We start from the raw sequence: 19242 nt of genomic DNA, 5'->3' as shown, positions 1-19242 counted from the left end.
TATAAAATGGAATGTTTTTCATTGTGAAAATTACTTTTCTTGAAAAAAATAGCGCAATGTTACAATTTACCATTGTAACGTTGCGCCGTTTTTTCTTTTTATTCCCCTTATGGAAGAGATTTCATCTATTAATTGAAGAAGTGCTAAATCCTTTTGTTTGCTTTCAATCATAATATCGAAATTATGATTGATTTTTTTTGCAATGTGTAAAAAGGGTTTAATAAACCCTAAATCAATATAATCTGCGTGAGCCCTAAATTCTTTTTCTGATTTAGGAGAAGAAATATGAACTTTAGGAGGGGCGTTTGTATGTGACCAAGTTTCAAAAATCGCAGGAAGTAATTCTTCTAGCGGTTCACCACAAAGATTTGCTATGTGATGATGATAATCGAATACGAAAGGGATGGTTTCTTTTTGACAAATAGCCAAAGTTTCAGAAGTGGTATACGTTTTATCATCATTTTCAAGAGTCATTTGTTTTTTTATATATGAAGGAAGTTTTTTTATGTTTTCATGAAAACGTCCAATTGCACTTTCCTTATTTCCATACGCGCCGCCTACATGAATATTAATGTAGGAGGAATCTGCAATTCCTATAGCGTCTAATACGTTATAATGATAGGTCATATCTGTAATTGCATTAGTTGTAATATGTGGTTTGTCGCTTGTAAATAGCGTAAATTGATTTGGATGGAAACTTACGCGCAAATTGTGTTCCTGAATTAATGCCCCTATTTTACGCCAAAGCGGTGCAAATGCTTGAAGATAATTAAATTCGACTTCGGGATGTGTTGCAAGCGGAACGATAGAAGATGATAAACGATATAATGGAATTTCATGTGCAATATTGTAATGAAGGATACGTATTGTATGTTCTAGATTTTGTAGTGTAACATTGTATAATTTATCCTCACGCTCTTGTTTTTTGAGTTTTTTCCAGCTTGTAAATGTCATTGTTTTGGCAGGAGAACAGTCCCACAATGCCATAGCATGTGAGACATATCCAAATCGCATTATCATATGTGATGCACCTCTTTAGCTCTTGAAATTTTCCTATAAGAAGAAAGCGAGTATCGTTCCTATCCACTCTTTTCCCCGATCAATAATAGAGAGAGGGCTAACATCTTCAAAGGAAAGCAATGAGGAGCTTTTCAAATCTTCCTCGAATTTGTTTTTTACTTCTTGTATGAAATGTTTATCATATAAAAGGCAGTTGATCTCATGGTTAACATATAAACTTCTCATATCAACATTAGCAGTTCCGATATCACAAATACAATCGTCTACTATAATAATCTTGGCATGAAAAAATCCTTGTTGAAATGCGTAAATATTACAACCGGCTTGTATTAACTTCCGGCAATATGGAAACTTTGCCTCTCGAACGAGGGCGTGATCAGCCTTTTGTGGAACGAGAATCGTTATTTGAACCCCACGTTTCCGTGCTTTTAATAAAGCGTTCATAATTTCTTTACCGGGAATGAAATACGGTGTACCGATAAAGAGCTCTTCTTTTGCACTTTCGATTAAATGTAAAAATGTATTTTGTAAATAGGCACCGTCAGTCGGAATAAAGCGATGTAGAATAGCACCACGTTGTTGTTTGGGAAAATAAAGAGATGAATCTAATAAATTTTGGTTCGTATCATCAAACCAGTCATGTAAAAACTGTTTTTGCAAATCTTGTATCCCTTCTCCTGTAAGACGTAAATGATAATCTCGCCATAACCCTAACTTTTGATTGTGACCTAAATATTCCTCGCCGATATTAAATCCACCAATATAACCAATCTTCCCGTCAATAATTGTAATTTTTCTATGATTTCTTTGATTTGCAGAAAAGAAAAGAAAAGGAAATTTCACTTTGTGACAAAATGAAAAAGAGACACCATGTTTTTGTAGGGAGTACATCGCCTCTTTTGATAGAGAATGACTTCCAAACCGGTCGAGTAAAAGTCTTACTTCAACTCCCTCTTGTGCTTTATCGATAAGTAACTTTAAAAACTTACGACTTATTTCATCGTTTTTGACAATGAAAAATAAAACATGCACATGGTGTTTGGCTTGTTTAATATCAGTAAATAGAGCATCATACAAATCTTTTCCATATGTATAAAGGTGAAAGTCACTTTGACGCAAAGGGAATGAACGAGAACGTATACGCTTTAAATGAAGAATTCTCCCGTACGAAAGGTCAATTGTAATCCAAAGAGTGGCGCCTATTAATAAGAGAGATAAGAAGAACATGAGTAAATTCCCTCCTTCGCATTCTTTTCACCTTCAGTTTGTTACAAATTAAATTTTCACTTTATAGTTTCACCGAAATAAACAGCTTTATTAAAAAATGTGTTGTTGTATAACAAAAAACTGTTGACTGAATGCTCACTCATTATATAATGGTGGTAGGGGATATAATTCAGAAAATTATATATTTTCGAAGATTCTAAAAAGAAAGAAGGCTTACAAAGAGAGGGGTAGCATAAAAATGAATAGCTTACTAATTATTAATTGGCTGGCTGCCATTGCTGTTATTGCTTATGCGGGATATTTGTTTGTATATCTTATACGAACGAGGATGGCCTACATACAATTAGGAAAAAAGATAGAATTTGACCGTCGTTTTAAAGAGCGTTGGGATCTTCTTAAGGTCAATGTTTTCGGTCAGAAAAAGCTGCTTAAAGATAAAAAGAGCGGTATCATTCACGTTATGTTCTTTTACGGATTTATTCTTGTCCAATTTGGAGCAATCGACTTCGTTTGGAAAGGACTCGCACCAGGATCACATCTTCCACTTGGACCACTATACCCTGCATTTACATTCTTCCAGGAAATTGTCACACTCGTTATTTTAATTGCAGTCTTTTGGGCTTTTCATAGACGTTATGTTGAAAAGCTTGTTCGTTTAAAACGTAATTTCAAATCAGGCCTTGTCCTTATTTTTATCGGTGGTTTAATGCTTTCAGTGCTACTTGGTAACGGGATGGGAATTATATGGCACGGCGAGGAATTTTCATGGAGTGAACCAATCGCTTCTGTAATCGCTTACGTTTTCTCAGGAGTAAATGAAACTGTAGCCATTTCAGTATTTTATTTCTCTTGGTGGGTGCATTTACTAATTTTGTTAACGTTTTTAGTTTATGTACCACAATCAAAGCATGCGCATTTAATTGCTGGACCAGTCAACGTATTTTTTGGACGTCTTTCAAATCCAGGGAAACTTGAAAAAATCGATTTTGAAGATGAAACACAAGAAACGTTCGGTGTTGGTAAAATTGAAGACTTTAGACAAAATCAGCTCGTTGATTTATATGCTTGTGTAGAGTGTGGCCGTTGTACAAATATGTGTCCGGCAACAGGAACAGGAAAAATGTTATCACCGATGGATTTAATTTTAAAACTTCGTGATCATTTAACTGATAAAGGAGCAGCGGTAACATCAAAGGCACCGTGGGTTCCAGTTGTTGCTTTTAATAATACACAAGGCAATCAGTTGGCGATGATGGCAGCTGGAAAAGGACAACAAGAATCAGCGGCTACAGCGTTAGCTTACGATCCAAGTTTAATCGGAGACGTTATTACAGAAGAAGAGATTTGGGCATGTACAACGTGCCGTAACTGTGAGGACCAGTGCCCAGTTATGAATGAGCATGTTGACAAGATTATTGACTTACGCCGCTATCTCGTTTTAACAGAAGGAAAAATGGATGCAGAAGCGCAACGTGCAATGACAAACATTGAACGTCAAGGAAATCCATGGGGTCTAAATCGTAAAGAGCGTGAAACATGGCGCCAAGGTGATGATGAGGTAACCGTTCCAACTGTGAAGGAGAAATCAAAAGCTGGTGAGGAATTCGAATATTTATTCTGGGTTGGTTCGATGGGATCATATGATAATCGCAGCCAGAAAATTGCGATATCGTTTGCGAAGTTAATGAACGAGGCAGGCATCTCATTCGCGATTCTTGGTAATAAAGAAAAGAACTCTGGAGATACACCACGCCGCCTCGGAAATGAATTCGTATTCCAAGAGATGGCGACAAAAAATATTGAAGAATTTGAAAAAGCAGGAGTGAAGAAAATCGTTACGATTGACCCTCATGCTTATAACACCTTTAAAAATGAGTATCCGGACTTTGGCTTGCAAGCAGAAGTCTATCATCATACAGAATTGTTAGCTCAGTGGGTGAAAGAAGGGCGCTTAAAACCAGTTCACCCTATCGAAGAAACAGTTACGTACCATGATTCGTGTTACTTAGGAAGATACAACGAAGTATACGAAGCACCGCGTGATATTTTAAAAGCAATTCCAGGCGTGAACCTTGTGGAAATGGCACGTAATCGTGAAACGGGAATGTGCTGTGGTGCAGGTGGGGGCCTAATGTGGATGGAAGAAACGACAGGATCTCGTATTAACGTTGCTCGTACAGAACAAGCGCTAGCTGCTAAACCATCAATTATCGGTACAGGATGTCCGTATTGCTTAACGATGATTAGTGATGGTACGAAAGCAAAAGAAGTGGAAGAACAAGTTCAAACTCTCGATGTAACAGAGATTTTAGAACGCTCTGTTATCGGGCAGAAGAAAGAAGCAATGTAGTTTGTAGGAATGCATACAACTTTAGAGAGAGGTGCAATAATTGCACCTCTTCTCAACGTAAGAATACCGAACGAGCGCTCAGCGCTAACAAATGAAATGGGGGAAATGGACATGAGTAAAACAGTTATTTTAAGTGCTGCAAGAACACCGGTTGGTAAATTTGGAGGAACTTTAAAAGACGTAAAAGCAACAGAACTTGGAGGAATCGCAATTAAAGCAGCGCTTGAAAGAGCAGATGTTGCCGCTAGTGATGTTGAAGAAGTTATATTCGGGACAGTTATCCAAGGAGGGCAAGGGCAAATTCCATCACGCCAAGCAGCGAGAGCAGCTGGAATCCCTTGGGAAGTGCAGACGGAAACAGTGAATAAAGTTTGTGCATCAGGGCTTCGCGCAGTTACTTTAGCAGATCAAATTATTCGTACTGGTGACCAATCGCTTATTGTAGCTGGTGGAATGGAATCGATGAGCAACAGTCCTTACATTTTACGAGGAGCAAGATGGGGATACAGAATGGGTCACAACGAAGTTATCGATTTAAACGTTGCGGATGGTTTAACATGCGCATTTTCAGGTGTACACATGGGTGTTTATGGCGGAGAAGTTGCAAAAGAAGACGGAATCTCTCGCGAAGCACAAGATGAATGGGCATATCGTAGCCATCAACGTGCGGTGTCAGCACATAAGGAAGGTCGTTTTGAAGAGGAGATTGTACCAGTAACAATTCCGCAAAGAAAAGGCGATCCTATCGTCGTTGCTAAGGATGAAGCGCCACGTGAAGATACAACGATTGAAAAATTAGCGAAATTAAAACCAGTATTTGATAAGGCAGCAACAGTAACAGCTGGTAATGCTCCAGGATTGAATGATGGCGGTGCTGCACTTGTATTAATGAGCGAGGAAAGAGCGAAGCAAGAAGGAAGAAAGCCATTAGCGACAATTTTAGCGCATACGGCAATCGCGGTAGAATCGAAGGATTTTCCAAGAACGCCGGGTTATGCAATTAACGAATTGCTGAAAAAAACAGGCAAGACAATTGAAGAAATTGATTTATTTGAGATTAACGAAGCATTTGCGGCAGTAGCAATTGCGAGTACAGAAATTGCTGGGATTGACCCAGAGAAATTGAATGTAAATGGCGGCGCAGTAGCGATGGGACATCCAATTGGCGCGAGCGGAGCACGTATTATCGTTACTCTTATTCATGCTTTAAAACAACGCGGCGGCGGCATTGGAATCGCTTCGATTTGCAGTGGTGGCGGTCAAGGTGACGCAATTATGATTGAAGTTCATTAATCAAACGGTGCTGTAAGAGAACGGGTTCTTTAGTAATTAATGATTTGCTTTATTAAAAAGGAGGAAGAAAGAATGGGCGTACAAAAAATAGTTGTAATTGGTGCAGGACAAATGGGCTCAGGTATTGCACAAGTGTGTGCAATGGCAGGCTATGACGTGAAAGTACAAGATTTAAAGCAAGAGCAGTTAGACCGAGGATTGGCTGTCATTACGAAAAATTTAGCTCGTCAAGTAGAAAAGGGTCGCATGAAAGAAGAAGAGAAAGAAGCTACATTAAATCGTCTTACATGGACACTCGATTTAAATAGTGTCAAAGAAGCTGATCTTGTTATTGAAGCAGCTGTTGAAAAAATGGATATTAAAAAGAAAATTTTTGCGAATCTAGATGAAATTGCTCCAGAACACGCAATTTTAGCGACGAACACGTCATCTCTACCAATTACGGAAATTGCAGCGGTAACGAAACGTCCTGAGAAAGTAATCGGCATGCACTTCATGAATCCAGTTCCAGTTATGAAGCTCGTTGAAATTATTCGCGGTTTAGCAACAGATGATGCGGTATATGAAACGATTGAGGATATTACGAAAAAGATTGGGAAAGTTCCAGTTGAAGTAAATGATTTCCCAGGGTTTGTATCTAACCGTATTTTATTACCGATGATTAACGAAGCGATTTATACGTTATATGAAGGAGTAGCGACGAAAGAAGCGATTGATGAAGTAATGAAACTTGGTATGAATCATCCGATGGGACCTCTTACATTAGCTGATTTTATTGGTTTAGATACGTGTTTATACATTATGGAAGTGTTGCATGAAGGATTAGGAGATAGTAAGTATCGTCCATGTCCATTATTACGTAAGTATGTAAATGCAGGATGGTTAGGACGTAAAACGGGTCGCGGCTTCTACGTTTACGAGTAAATCCCTCCTTATTAATAAAGTAGTGGTCTTACCAAATAGTTAAAAAGATATATAGCAAATGGGGGCGAAGTACATGAATTTTCATTTTACTGAAGAGCAACAAATGATGAGGAAAATGGTTCGAGATTTTGCGCAGAAGGAAATAGCTCCCTTTGTTCCTAGTATGGAACAAGGGGTGTTCCCTAAAGAGGTTTTGCAAAAGATGGGTGAACTTGGATTAATGGGAATTCCAGCGCCTTCAAAATACGGTGGCGCAGAAATGGATTTTATTTCTTATATTTTAGCGATTGAAGAAATCTCAAAGGTAAGCGCAACAGTTGGTGTAATTTTAGCTGTACATACATCAGTTGGAATGAACCCGATTTTATATTTTGGAACAGAAGAGCAGAAGCAGAAATATGTTTCTAAGCTTGCGACTGGTGAATATTTAGGTGCCTTCGCCTTAACAGAGCCAAATGCAGGATCAGATGCAGGGAGTTTGAAATCACGTGCTGTAAAGAAAGGCGATCACTATATCATTAATGGATCGAAAGTATTTATTACAAATGGCGGTGAAGCAAGTACATATATCGTCTTCGCTTCTACAAATCCAGACGCAGGGAAAAGTGGTATTTCTGCATTTATTGTAGAGAAAGATACACCAGGCTTAATCATCGGAAAAGATGAGCATAAGATGGGGCTTCTTGGTTCTCGTACAGTGCAACTTACGTTCGAAGATATGAAAGTGCCGACTGAGAATTTACTTGGTGAAGAAGGACAAGGATTTAAGGTGGCAATGGCGAATTTAGATGTTGGACGAATTGGAATCGGAGCGCAGGCGTTAGGAATCGCGGAAGCAGCGCTTGCGTGTGCGGTTGATTATGCAAAAGAGCGTGAGCAATTTGGAAAGCCAATCGCGGCGCAACAAGGAATTGGCTTCAAACTTGCAGATATGGCAACAAGTGTAGAAGCAGCGCGACTACTCGTATATAGAGCGGCATCGCTTAGAGCGCAAGGGTTACCATGCGGTAAAGAAGCATCTATTGCGAAGTTATTCGCTTCTAAGACAGCAGTTGAAGTTGCGATTGAAGCGGTGCAAGTATTTGGTGGTTACGGTTATACGAAAGATTATCCAGTGGAACGATTTTTCCGCGATGCAAAGATTACGCAAATATATGAAGGAACGAGTGAAATACAAAAGCTTGTAATTAGTCGAGCTTTATAAAAAGGGTAAGGGGGAGACTGGAATGCATTTTAAATTATCAGAAGAACATGAAATGATAAGAAAAATGGTTCGGGATTTTGCGAGAAATGAAGTAGCGCCGACAGCAGCTGAGCGTGATGAGGAAGAGAGATTTGATCGAGCTTTATTCGACCAAATGGCAGAGCTTGGTTTAACAGGTATTCCATGGCCTGAAGAGTATGGCGGGATTGGAAGCGATTACTTGGCGTATGTAATTGCCGTTGAAGAATTATCCCGCGTCTGTGCTTCTACAGGCGTAACGTTATCTGCGCATACTTCACTTGCTGGATGGCCGATTTTTAAATTTGGAACAGAAGAGCAGAAACAAAAGTTTTTACGCCCAATGGCTGAAGGAAAGAAAATTGGTGCATATGGTTTAACGGAGCCGAGCTCTGGATCAGATGCTGGCGGAATGAAGACGACTGCAAAACGAGATGGAGACCATTACATTTTAAATGGTTCGAAAATCTTTATTACAAATGGCGGCATTGCTGATATTTATGTTGTTTTTGCATTAACAGATCCTGAGTCAAAGCAGCGCGGCACGAGTGCATTTATTGTGGAGAGTGATACGCCAGGATTTTCGGTTGGGAAGAAGGAAAGTAAGTTAGGAATTCGCTCTTCGCCAACAACTGAAATTATGTTTGAAGACTGCCGTATTCCTGTAGAGAATTTACTAGGAGAAGAGGGGCAAGGATTCAAAGTTGCGATGCAAACATTAGATGGCGGCCGTAACGGTATTGCGGCGCAAGCGGTCGGCATTGCACAAGGAGCTTTAGATGCTTCCGTAGAATATGCAAGAGAACGTCATCAGTTTGGGAAGCCGATTGCGGCGCAACAAGGGATTGGCTTTAAACTTGCGGATATGGCAACTGATGTAGAGGCGGCACGTCTTTTAACATATCAAGCGGCTTGGCTTGAGTCTGAAGGACTTCCGTATGGGAAAGAATCAGCGATGTCAAAAGTATTCGCAGGTGATACAGCGATGAAGGTAACGACTGAAGCAGTACAAGTATTTGGTGGTTATGGCTATACGAAAGATTATCCAGTAGAGCGTTATATGCGCGATGCAAAGATTACACAGATATATGAGGGAACACAAGAGATTCAAAGGCTTGTAATTTCTCGTATGTTAACGAAATAGGAACAAAAGCGTAGGTATTTTCCTACGCTTTTTCCTTCCAAAAATAATAGAGAGAGGTGAAGGGGATGGTTAAACATAATGTACATGCGTCAGTGAAAGATGAAAAATTAGTTGCGTTAAGGCGTGAACAAATGATTAAAGGTGCAGTGCAACTTTTTAAGCAAAAAGGATTCCCGCGTACAACAACGAGAGAAATTGCGAAAGCGGCTGGATTTAGTATTGGAACACTTTATGAATACATTCGCACAAAAGATGATGTATTATATTTAGTTTGTGATAGTATTTATGAACATGTAAAAGAACGTTTAGAGGAAGTAGTGTGTACAGAGAAGGGGAGTATAGAAAGTTTAAAGATAGCGATAACGAATTACTTTAAAGTGATGGACGAATTGCAAGAAGAAGTATTAATCATGTATCAAGAAGTACGTTTTTTACCGAAAGAATCACTCCCATATGTATTAGAGAAAGAGTTTCAAATGGTAGGGATGTTTGAGAATATTTTAGAACAATGTACGGAAAATGGAACGTTCATATTAAATAAAAAAGAAATACAGCTTCTTGCACATAATATTTTTATACAAGGACAGATGTGGGGATTTAGACGCTGGGCTTTACAAAAACTGTATACGCTCGAGGAATATACAGAAATGCAAATTAGGTATGTGTTGCAAGGGGCACATATGCTTCCGGAATAAGGAAGGGATAAATTATAATTTTATCACCATATAAAAGTTTCACGTTTTTTTTGTAGCATATTTGTGCGACTTTTGTTTATAATGAATAGTATGGATTTTTTTAAGCAGACCGTTATATATAAGGTTATATTTGAAGAAAGGAAGTGCCGCATAAGTGGATTTTAAGCAATATTCACCAGAAGAGCTAAAAGAATGTTCCATGATTGAAGTTGTACATAGTGTGTTAGGGGATAAAAGACAAGCAACGACATTCAACGAGTTGGTTCAAGAAATCGCTCAAGTGCTGGGACTATCTCAAGAGCAAGTTAATGCGAAACTCGCACAATTTTATACAGATTTAAACATCGATGGACGTTTCATTAATTTAGGAGAAAATCGTTGGGGGCTACGCAGCTGGTACCCATATGAGCAAATTGATGAAGAAATCTTACCTCAGCCAAAACCGAAGAAGAAACGTAAAGTTGAAGAGGACGGTTTTGACGACTACATCGAAGAAGATGAAGATGACTTCGACGATGCAGACGGAAATGCAGAAGAAGATGAAGATGATGTAGAAGATTTGGACAAGGTTCTTGAAGACGAAGACGCAGATGATGAAGATGATGATCTTGATGATTTAGAAGAAGATGAAGATGACTTCGCTGAAGAAGAACTTGAGTACGATGAAACTGAAGAAGAAGAAGAGGAAGAATTGTAGTTCTTGACTTTTCATTATCGTCCATGTAGAATCATTTTTGGGCTCTTTAAAAAAGGACGATAATACTTTTTAAGTGTAAATATAAAAGAAAATTGCTCCCTACTTATTACTTTATGTGATGAGGGGAGCAATTTTCTTTTTTGTTTTTTGTTTAGAAAATAAAAAGAGTCTAACAATAAGATAGATACAGTGTTATCTACATACGTTGCGCTTTGCAACGGTGATTATATAACAACAAGGTAGAAGGGAGTATTTTCATGACTAAGTATATTTTTGTAACAGGCGGTGTAGTATCGTCTTTAGGAAAAGGTATTACAGCAGCATCTCTTGGAAGACTTTTAAAAAATCGTGGTTTAAACGTAACTATTCAAAAGTTTGATCCATACATTAACGTAGACCCTGGGACTATGAGCCCATACCAACACGGTGAGGTATTCGTAACAGATGATGGTGCAGAAACGGACTTAGACCTTGGTCACTATGAGCGTTTTATCGACATCAACTTAAATAAATACAGCAACGTAACAACAGGTAAAATTTACTCTTCAGTTCTTCAAAAAGAGCGTCGTGGTGAATACTTAGGAGGAACAGTTCAAGTTATTCCTCACATTACTAACGAAATTAAAGAACGTGTATATCGTTCTGGTCGCGAAACAAACGCGGACGTTGTTATTACAGAAATCGGTGGAACTGTTGGTGATATCGAGTCTCTACCATTCCTAGAAGCAATCCGTCAAATTAAGAGCGACATCGGTCGTGACAACGTAATGTACATTCACTGTACGTTAATCCCGTACTTAAAAGCAGCGGGTGAAATGAAAACAAAACCAACGCAACATAGCGTTAAAGAGCTTCGTAGCTTAGGTATTCAACCAAATATTATCGTTGTTCGTACAGAACTACCTGTTTCTCAAGATATGAAAGACAAGCTTGCATTATTCTGTGACATCGATACAAAAGCAGTTATCGAAGCACGCGATGCAGATACTTTATATGCGGTTCCATTATCTCTTCAAGAACAAAACATGGACCAAATCGTTTGCGATCACTTAAAATTAGACAATCCAGCTGCAGATATGACAGAGTGGACTGCGCTAGTTAATAAAGTACGCAACCTTTCTAAGAAAACAAAAATTGCTCTTGTTGGTAAATACGTAGAGCTTCAAGATGCATACATTTCTGTTGTAGAAGCACTTCGTCATGCGGGCTACTCATTCGACACAGATGTAGAAGTGAAATGGGTAAATGCTGAGCACGTAACAGCAGAAAACGTAAAAGAATTAGTTGGCGATACAGATGGTATCCTTGTACCAGGTGGCTTCGGCGATCGCGGTGTAGAAGGTAAAATCGTTGCAATTCAATATGCTCGTGAAAACAAGGTTCCATTCTTAGGAATTTGCTTAGGTATGCAACTTGCATCAATTGAATTTGCACGTAACGTATTAGGATTAGAAGGAGCTAACTCTTCTGAAATTAATCCTGACACACCTTATGCAATTATCGATTTATTACCGGAACAAAAAGATGTAGAAGACTTAGGTGGTACACTTCGTCTTGGTCTATACCCATGTAAGCTTGCTGAAGAAACAAATGCTTACAATGCTTACAATGAGCCGGTTGTATATGAGCGTCATCGTCATCGTTATGAGTTCAACAATCAATTCCGTCCGGATATGGAAAAAGCAGGATTTGTATTCTCTGGTACAAGCCCAGACGGTCGTCTAGTTGAAATCATTGAGTTAAAAGACCACCCTTGGTTCGTGGCGGCACAGTTCCACCCAGAACTTGTATCTCGTCCAAACCGTCCACAACCATTGTTCCATGATTTCGTAAGAGCATCTATTACGAATAAAGAGAGCAAGTAATAAAAAAAAGCGCCTGAAATAGGGCGCTTTTTTTAATATTCGTTTAACATTTCATCAATTGTAAACTTCAATCCGTGATAAGCAAATAAAGCTACAATTAAACTTGGGAATCCGTAGCGGTTACCTTCATCGTCTGGAATAAGACCTTTTAACAGTTTTGTATCAATATGTACATCTGTATATTGTTCCAGTGATTCCGTACCTTCTTGAATAGCAGAGATTCCAACGATAGATTGACCTTCTTCTTGAAGTTTTTTCGCGATTTTTACAATTTCTTCGTCAGTTGAAAAGCGGCTAATAAGAAGTACACGGTCCGCTGAAGTCACTGTTTCCAGCTCTCCGTTTTCTATTAAACGTTTTGCTTGTTTCATTGGTTCAGCACCAAATAATGCCTCTGAAATAATGCCCTGCATTTCGTTTGTCCCATGCAAGTAAATAAAGCCTTCGCCTATTAACGCTTGAGCAAGTAAACGAGCGCTATCTTCTAAGTTCATTTCTTCTTTTTGGGAAATCTTAGAGAAATATCCACTTAATTGAGTTGAGAAAATTTTTAACATGTTGTTGCTCCTTTCTTTCGTGTTAGCCGGTTCCCATTATAGCTTATTTTTTTTAGAAAGGGGAAATCGTAGGGTGGCATAACAAAATAGGAGACGGTAAAATAAGAAAGAATAGGAAGGAATTTGGCAAAGAATAGCGAAAATAAATCGATAAGATATAAGAAGCTTTAAATCTTGTATTTACACAGAAAGGTTGGGAGTTATGGAAGGGAAAATTTTAATCGTTGATGATCAATATGGCATTCGTGTGTTATTACATGAAGTGTTCCAAAAAGAAGGTTATCAGACGTTCCAAGCAGCGAATGGATTTCAAGCTTTAGATATCGTGAAAAAGGATAATCCAGATTTAGTAGTGTTAGATATGAAAATTCCAGGTATGGATGGCATAGAGATTTTAAAGCATGTAAAAGAAATTGATGAGAGTATTAAAGTAATTTTAATGACTGCTTATGGAGAGCTTGATATGATCCAAGAAGCAAAAGATTTAGGAGCTTTAATGCACTTCGCTAAACCATTTGATATTGATGAAATTCGTCAAGCGGTGAGAAATGAGCTCGCTGTAGAGGCTTAAAAATGAATTTTTTATAAAAAATATGGAAAAAAGCGTTTACATGGACTATTGAGCAGGTGAATACGGTTGAGTTTTTGAGTACAAGTTGTTATCCTATTGAGTGTAGAAAAAAGTCCGGTATGTAGATATACATATTTTACCTTATTCTGGTCATACTACCAGCGATAAGAACTTATCGGATACAAAAAACGTTTTTTAGGAGGATTCACCATGCCTTTAGTTTCTATGAAAGAAATGCTAAACAAAGCACTAGAAGGAAAATACGCAGTTGGTCAATTCAACATGAACAACTTAGAGTGGACTCAAGCTATCTTAGCTGCTGCGGAAGAAGAAAAATCTCCTGTAATCCTAGGTGTATCTGAGGGTGCAGCTCGTCATATGACTGGTTTCAAAACAGTTGTAGCTATGGTTAAAGCTTTAATCGAAGAAATGAACATCACTGTTCCTGTAGCGATTCACCTTGACCACGGTTCAAGCTTCGAAAAATGTAAAGAAGCAATCGATGCAGGTTTCACATCTGTAATGATCGACGCTTCTCACCACCCATTCGAAGAAAACGTTGAAACTACTAAAAAAGTAGTAGAATACGCACACGCTCGTAACGTATCTGTTGAAGCTGAGCTTGGAACAGTTGGCGGACAAGAAGACGACGTAATCGCTGAAGGCGTAATTTACGCTGATCCTGCAGAGTGTAAGCACCTTGTTGAAGCAACAGGTATCGATTGCCTAGCTCCAGCTTTAGGTTCTGTACATGGTCCTTACAAAGGTGAGCCTAACTTAGGATTCGCTGAAATGGAACAAGTTCGTGACTTCACTGGCGTACCTTTAGTATTACACGGTGGTACTGGTATCCCAACTGCTGATATCGTAAAAGCTATTTCTTTAGGTACTTCAAAAATCAACGTAAACACTGAGAACCAAATTGAGTTTACAAAAGCTGTTCGTGAAGTATTAAACAAAGACCAAGAAGTTTATGATCCTCGTAAATTTATTGGACCTGGTCGCGACGCTATCAAAGCAACTGTTGCTGGTAAAATGCGTGAGTTCGGTTCTAACGGTAAAGCGTAAGAATAAAATTCCGTTTTGGAAACCGTCTAGTCTTTTAGACGGTTTCCTTTCGTTGTATAATGAAAGCGTGAACAAGTCTAAAGATTTTATAAAGTGAATTTTTAGTCTGTAAATCTAGAAAATAATGTGCATAGTCCTATTAATAAATGTGATAAGTATCTGAATTGATGAATTTGATTCGATGAATAGTTAATCTTCACCTATTTGTACTACAGGGGAGCTACAGGTGATGGTTTTCTACTTATTGAGTTTTAGGGTGGAAAGAGTGATTGAGATTCTTAAGGGGAATCTTCTACTTATTCTTATAAAGAAGTAGAAGGTAAATACATTCACAAGAAGGGAGCTCAATATGGAAAAATTGCTAATTGAAGGCGGAAGAGCTTTAAATGGAACAATTCGTGTGAGTGGTGCAAAGAACAGTGCTGTTGCACTAATTCCAGCGACGATTTTAGCGGATACTCCAGTAACTATTGGTGGCGTTCCTAATATTTCGGATGTGAAAATGTTAGGAGACTTACTAGAGGAAATTGGAGGGAAAGTAACATATGGGCAGGAGGAAGAGATGGTAGTAGATCCTTCTAACATGGTTGCGATGCCTTTACCAAATGGAAAAGTGAAAAAATTGCGCGCCTCGTATTACTTAATGGGGGCAATGCTTGGCCGTTTTAAAAAAGCTGTTATTGGGCTTCCTGGTGGATGTCATTTAGGGCCGAGACCGATTGATCAGCATATTAAAGGTTTTGAAGCATTAGGTGCGCATGTTACCAATGAACAAGGTGCCATTTATTTAAGAGCAGATGAACTACGTGGAGCGCGTATTTATTTAGATGTTGTTAGCGTAGGAGCGACGATTAATATTATGCTAGCGGCTGTACGAGCGAAAGGTAGAACTGTTATTGAAAATGCTGCGAAGGAACCAGAGATTATTGATGTAGCTACATTGTTAACAAGTATGGGCGCGCGCATTAAAGGCGCTGGTACAGATGTAATCCGAATTGATGGTGTAGATTCTTTACACGGTTGTCACCATACTATCATTCCAGATCGTATTGAAGCTGGTACGTATATGGTTTTAGGGGCAGCGTCAGGAGGAGAAGTAACAGTTGATAATGTTATTCCTCAGCATTTAGAATCAGTTACTGCGAAGCTAAGAGAAGCTGGTGTTCAAGTTGAAACGAATGATGACCAAATTACAGTGAACGGCAATAGAAGGTTAAAAGTAGTTGATGTAAAAACGCTAGTATATCCAGGATTTCCAACAGATTTACAACAGCCGTTTACAACGCTTTTAACAAAAGCGCATGGAACAGGAGTTGTAACTGATACAATTTACGGCGCACGTTTCAAGCATATTGATGAACTGCGCCGTATGAACGCGCAAATTAAAGTAGAAGGCCGTTCGGCAATTGTGACTGGACCTGTTTTATTACAAGGTGCGAAGGTGAAAGCGAGTGACTTACGAGCTGGAGCATCCCTTGTTATTGCTGGTTTAATGGCAGATGGCATTACGGAAGTAACGGGACTTGAGCATATTGATCGAGGGTACGAAAATATAGTAGACAAGCTTAAAGGGCTTGGTGCAAACATTTGGCGAGAACAAATGACAAAGCAAGAAATTGAAGAAATGAAGAACGCTTAAAGTGATACTTCCGTTAATGGGGAGCGAAGAATCACTATTGGCGGAAGTACACTTTATAGAAAAACACGGTTCACAAAATACGGCAGAAATATACAGACTTAAAGGAGAGGGATTATCGTGGAAAGAAGTTTATCTATGGAGTTAGTACGTGTAACAGAGGCTGCAGCATTATCATCAGCGCGTTGGATGGGACGCGGAAAAAAAGATGAAGCAGACGGTGCAGCGACATCAGCTATGCGTGATGTATTTGATACAGTTCCGATGAAAGGTACAGTTGTAATTGGCGAAGGTGAAATGGATGAAGCACCAATGCTATATATCGGAGAGAAATTAGGTACAGGGTATGGACCACGCGTAGACGTTGCAGTTGATCCTTTAGAAGGGACAAACATCGTAGCAGCGGGCGGATGGAATGCACTTGCTGTTATTGCAATTGCAGATCACGGTAATTTGTTACATGCTCCTGACATGTACATGGATAAAATCGCGGTTGGCCCAGAAGCAGTTGGGGCGGTTGATATCGACGCACCTATTATCGACAACTTACGTGCCGTTGCGAAAGCGAAAAATAAAGATATTGAAGATGTTGTAGCAACGGTTTTAAACCGTCCACGTCATCAAGCAATTATCGAAGAAATTCGTAAAGCTGGTGCTCGTATTAAATTAATCAACGATGGAGATGTAGCTGGAGCGATCAATACAGCATTTGACCGTACAGGTGTAGATATTCTATTCGGTTCTGGTGGAGCACCTGAAGGTGTATTAGCTGCAGTTGCATTAAAATGCTTAGGTGGAGAAATTCATGGAAAGCTCTTACCACAAAACGAAGCTGAATTAGCGCGTTGTAAAAAAATGGGCATTAACGATATAAATCGCATCCTTCGTATGGAGGACTTAGTAAAAGGCGACGATGCAATCTTTGCAGCAACAGGTGTAACAGACGGAGAACTATTACGCGGCGTTCAATTTAAAGGTAGCGTCGGAACAACACAATCTCTTGTTATGCGTGCAAAATCAGGCACAGTACGCTTCGTAGACGGACGCCATAGCTTAAATAAAAAACCGAATCTGGTTATTAAATAAAAAGCGTAAGCAGCTCGTTCAGAATGGGAGGGGGATGGAGCTTCTGACGTAGAGGTGCTTTTTGCCTCGTAGGAAGACGCGAAGCCACCGACCATTCTAGCTGCTGAAGCTGGATTAAATAAAAAGTGTAAGCGGCTCGTTCAGCATCGCAGGACATTGGAGCCTCGACAAAGAAGCGCCTTTTGCTTCGAACGAGAGAGCGAAATGGCCGGAGATTCTAGCCGCTGAAACTGGATTAAATAAAGGAAGAAATGGCTTATCTATCCTTCCTTAAAATAAGATGAGTAGAAAAAAGAAAGAAATATAAAAAGCGAAGACAAATTTTCTTGTCTTCGCTTCTTGTATTTGTGTTTCAACGTATTGATTAAAACTAGATAAAAGGGTTACAATAGTGAATATTACCTACTTGAACTTATTGCCTTTCATTATTATTTATTTGCCCTCCGTATTTTTTCCCTTTACCCATGTGAAAAGAGAATAACGTTAAAGTGTGGTGTCTGAATGAATTTGTCAATTGCAGCATTAGAAAACATGAAATTAAAAGAGTTATACGAGCTTGCGAAAGAATTTAAGATTTCGTATTATAGCAAGTTAACGAAAAAAGAGCTAATCTTCGCTATCTTAAAAGCTCGAGCAGAAAAAGAAGGTTTCTTTTTCATGGAAGGCGTATTAGAAATTATTCAATCAGAAGGATTTGGATTTTTACGTCCTATCAACTATTCTCCAAGCTCAGAAGATATTTATATCTCAGCTTCGCAAATTCGTCGTTTCGATTTACGTAATGGAGATAAGGTTTCTGGTAAAGTACGACCTCCGAAAGAAAATGAACGCTATTTTGGATTATTACAAGTTGAAGCTGTAAACGGAGATGATCCAGAATCAGCAAAAGAGCGTGTACATTTCCCTGCATTAACACCGTTATACCCAGATCGCCAAATGAAATTGGAAACGGAAACGAAAAAGTTACCGACACGCATCATGGATTTAATCGCACCAGTTGGATTTGGACAACGTGGTTTAATTGTCGCGCCTCCAAAGGCTGGTAAAACAAGTCTGTTAAAAGAAATTGCACATAGTGTTACAACAAACCATCCGGAAGCAGAATTAATTGTACTTTTAATTGATGAGCGTCCAGAGGAAGTAACAGATATTGAACGTTCTGTTAAAGGTGATGTTGTAAGCTCTACTTTTGATGAAGTACCAGAAAATCATATTAAAGTAGCTGAGCTTGTATTAGAGCGTGCAATGCGTCTTGTAGAGCATAAAAAAGACGTTGTCATTTTAATGGATAGTATTACCCGTTTAGCGCGTGCTTACAACCTTGTTATTCCGCCAAGTGGTAGAACTCTATCAGGTGGTATTGATCCAGCTGCTTTTCATAGACCGAAGCGTTTCTTCGGAGCGGCACGTAATATTGAAGAGGGCGGTAGCTTAACGATTTTAGCAACAGCGCTTGTTGATACAGGATCCCGTATGGATGATGTAATTTATGAGGAGTTTAAAGGAACTGGAAATATGGAACTTCACTTAGATCGCTCATTAGCTGAGCGTCGTATCTTCCCGGCGATTGATATTCGTCGCTCTGGTACGCGTAAAGAAGACCTATTAATTCCGAAAGAACATTTAGACAAGCTGTGGGGTATTCGTAAAACAATGCGTGATACACCAGACTTTGTTGAAAGTTTCTTACGTAAACTTCGTCAAACAAAGACAAATGAAGAATTTTTACAAAACATTGTTGCAGACTCAAAAAGATATGTAACAACTAAGTAAAGGGAAAAGATTGGGACTCGCTTATGTCGTAGTAAGCGAGTTTTTTATGTTTTTAAGGGAATATTAGAGAGAGTAATATATGGAAATAATTTCGGTTTTTGAGATGAAACTCAT

General features: G+C 38.9%; 16 protein-coding genes. 13 read left to right on the top strand and 3 right to left on the bottom strand.

What is annotated here, in order from left to right:
- Window positions 1-66: 66 nt before the first annotated feature.
- The gene (gene uvsE, locus BAU28_RS05580) at window positions 67-1020 is read right to left on the bottom strand and encodes a UV DNA damage repair endonuclease UvsE (RefSeq protein ID WP_071717969.1); all 954 of its coding nucleotides are present in this window, start codon (window positions 1018-1020) and stop codon (window positions 67-69) included.
- Window positions 1021-1053: 33 nt separating this feature from the next.
- Window positions 1054-2247: a cardiolipin synthase gene (gene cls, locus BAU28_RS05575; RefSeq protein WP_048374880.1), complete on the bottom strand. Its 1194-nt coding sequence runs from the start codon at window positions 2245-2247 to the stop codon at window positions 1054-1056.
- Between the two features lie 238 nt (window positions 2248-2485).
- Between cls and BAU28_RS05570 the strand changes: the two genes are divergently transcribed.
- From BAU28_RS05570 to pyrG, 8 genes are all read left to right on the top strand, one after another.
- Window positions 2486-4597, top strand: coding sequence for a (Fe-S)-binding protein (locus BAU28_RS05570; protein ID WP_002174381.1), 2112 nt, complete (start codon window positions 2486-2488; stop codon window positions 4595-4597).
- Between the two features lie 9 nt (window positions 4598-4606).
- Window positions 4607-5890 carry an acetyl-CoA C-acetyltransferase gene (locus BAU28_RS05565; protein ID WP_116500307.1) on the top strand — a complete coding sequence of 428 codons (1284 nt, stop codon included), beginning with the start codon at window positions 4607-4609 and terminating at the stop codon, window positions 5888-5890.
- 72 nt (window positions 5891-5962) lie between these two features.
- Entirely contained in the window at window positions 5963-6814 is an 852-nt protein-coding gene (locus BAU28_RS05560; protein WP_002094337.1) for a 3-hydroxybutyryl-CoA dehydrogenase, read from the top strand.
- A gap of 73 nt (window positions 6815-6887) precedes the next feature.
- A complete protein-coding gene (locus BAU28_RS05555; protein WP_071717967.1) occupies window positions 6888-8018 on the top strand; it encodes an acyl-CoA dehydrogenase in 1131 nt (376 codons plus the stop codon).
- Window positions 8019-8040: 22 nt separating this feature from the next.
- A complete protein-coding gene (gene acdA, locus BAU28_RS05550) occupies window positions 8041-9180 on the top strand; it encodes an acyl-CoA dehydrogenase AcdA (protein WP_002174376.1) in 1140 nt (379 codons plus the stop codon).
- Window positions 9181-9245: 65 nt separating this feature from the next.
- Window positions 9246-9875, top strand: a complete 630-nt coding sequence (locus BAU28_RS05545) for a TetR/AcrR family transcriptional regulator (RefSeq protein ID WP_002174375.1) — start codon at window positions 9246-9248, stop codon at window positions 9873-9875.
- Window positions 9876-10029: 154 nt separating this feature from the next.
- On the top strand, window positions 10030-10572 hold the full coding sequence (gene rpoE, locus BAU28_RS05540; protein ID WP_071717966.1) for a DNA-directed RNA polymerase subunit delta: 543 nt from the start codon (window positions 10030-10032) through the stop codon (window positions 10570-10572).
- 257 nt (window positions 10573-10829) lie between these two features.
- A complete protein-coding gene (gene pyrG, locus BAU28_RS05535; RefSeq protein WP_002174373.1) occupies window positions 10830-12437 on the top strand; it encodes a CTP synthase in 1608 nt (535 codons plus the stop codon).
- 32 nt (window positions 12438-12469) lie between these two features.
- On the opposite strand, the gene BAU28_RS05530 is transcribed toward pyrG, so the two are convergent.
- Complete coding sequence (locus BAU28_RS05530; RefSeq protein WP_071717965.1) at window positions 12470-12994, bottom strand: DUF2529 domain-containing protein; 525 nt, start codon at window positions 12992-12994, stop codon at window positions 12470-12472.
- Between the two features lie 202 nt (window positions 12995-13196).
- On the opposite strand from BAU28_RS05530, the gene spo0F reads away from it, so the two are divergent.
- The 5 genes from spo0F to rho all read left to right on the top strand — a co-directional run bounded on the left by spo0F (window position 13197) and on the right by rho (window position 19128).
- A complete protein-coding gene (gene spo0F, locus BAU28_RS05525; RefSeq protein ID WP_000398594.1) occupies window positions 13197-13565 on the top strand; it encodes a sporulation initiation phosphotransferase Spo0F in 369 nt (122 codons plus the stop codon).
- Between the two features lie 210 nt (window positions 13566-13775).
- Window positions 13776-14633 carry a class II fructose-bisphosphate aldolase gene (locus BAU28_RS05520; RefSeq protein ID WP_001131852.1) on the top strand — a complete coding sequence of 286 codons (858 nt, stop codon included), beginning with the start codon at window positions 13776-13778 and terminating at the stop codon, window positions 14631-14633.
- Window positions 14634-14982: 349 nt separating this feature from the next.
- Window positions 14983-16272, top strand: coding sequence for a UDP-N-acetylglucosamine 1-carboxyvinyltransferase (murA, locus tag BAU28_RS05515; protein ID WP_002174370.1), 1290 nt, complete (start codon window positions 14983-14985; stop codon window positions 16270-16272).
- Window positions 16273-16389: 117 nt separating this feature from the next.
- Window positions 16390-17355, top strand: a complete 966-nt coding sequence (gene glpX / locus BAU28_RS05510; protein WP_048374869.1) for a class II fructose-bisphosphatase — start codon at window positions 16390-16392, stop codon at window positions 17353-17355.
- Between the two features lie 501 nt (window positions 17356-17856).
- A complete protein-coding gene (rho, locus tag BAU28_RS05505) occupies window positions 17857-19128 on the top strand; it encodes a transcription termination factor Rho (RefSeq protein WP_002174368.1) in 1272 nt (423 codons plus the stop codon).
- Window positions 19129-19242: the final 114 nt, after the last annotated feature.

This window comes from Bacillus paramycoides, assembly GCF_001884235.1.
GTDB lineage: Bacteria > Bacillota > Bacilli > Bacillales > Bacillaceae_G > Bacillus_A > Bacillus_A paramycoides.
Note: the sequence above shows the minus strand (reverse complement) of the source record. Positions and strands in the feature narration are given on the sequence as shown.

Excerpts from the sequence above, each read along its gene's own strand:
- acdA (WP_002174376.1), top strand. The coding sequence starts at position 8,041 with ATGCATTTTAAATTATCAGAAGAACATGAAATGATAAGAAAAATGGTT.
- cls (WP_048374880.1), bottom strand. The coding sequence starts at position 2,247 with ATGTTCTTCTTATCTCTCTTATTAATAGGCGCCACTCTTTGGATTACA.
- uvsE (WP_071717969.1), bottom strand. The coding sequence starts at position 1,020 with ATGATAATGCGATTTGGATATGTCTCACATGCTATGGCATTGTGGGAC.
- BAU28_RS05520 (WP_001131852.1), top strand. The coding sequence starts at position 13,776 with ATGCCTTTAGTTTCTATGAAAGAAATGCTAAACAAAGCACTAGAAGGA.
- rho (WP_002174368.1), top strand. The coding sequence starts at position 17,857 with ATGAATTTGTCAATTGCAGCATTAGAAAACATGAAATTAAAAGAGTTA.
- BAU28_RS05555 (WP_071717967.1), top strand. The coding sequence starts at position 6,888 with ATGAATTTTCATTTTACTGAAGAGCAACAAATGATGAGGAAAATGGTT.
- BAU28_RS05530 (WP_071717965.1), bottom strand. The coding sequence starts at position 12,994 with ATGTTAAAAATTTTCTCAACTCAATTAAGTGGATATTTCTCTAAGATT.
- BAU28_RS05565 (WP_116500307.1), top strand. The coding sequence starts at position 4,607 with ATGCATACAACTTTAGAGAGAGGTGCAATAATTGCACCTCTTCTCAAC.
- spo0F (WP_000398594.1), top strand. The coding sequence starts at position 13,197 with ATGGAAGGGAAAATTTTAATCGTTGATGATCAATATGGCATTCGTGTG.
- BAU28_RS05545 (WP_002174375.1), top strand. The coding sequence starts at position 9,246 with ATGGTTAAACATAATGTACATGCGTCAGTGAAAGATGAAAAATTAGTT.
- BAU28_RS05560 (WP_002094337.1), top strand. The coding sequence starts at position 5,963 with ATGGGCGTACAAAAAATAGTTGTAATTGGTGCAGGACAAATGGGCTCA.
- murA (WP_002174370.1), top strand. The coding sequence starts at position 14,983 with ATGGAAAAATTGCTAATTGAAGGCGGAAGAGCTTTAAATGGAACAATT.
- BAU28_RS05570 (WP_002174381.1), top strand. The coding sequence starts at position 2,486 with ATGAATAGCTTACTAATTATTAATTGGCTGGCTGCCATTGCTGTTATT.
- pyrG (WP_002174373.1), top strand. The coding sequence starts at position 10,830 with ATGACTAAGTATATTTTTGTAACAGGCGGTGTAGTATCGTCTTTAGGA.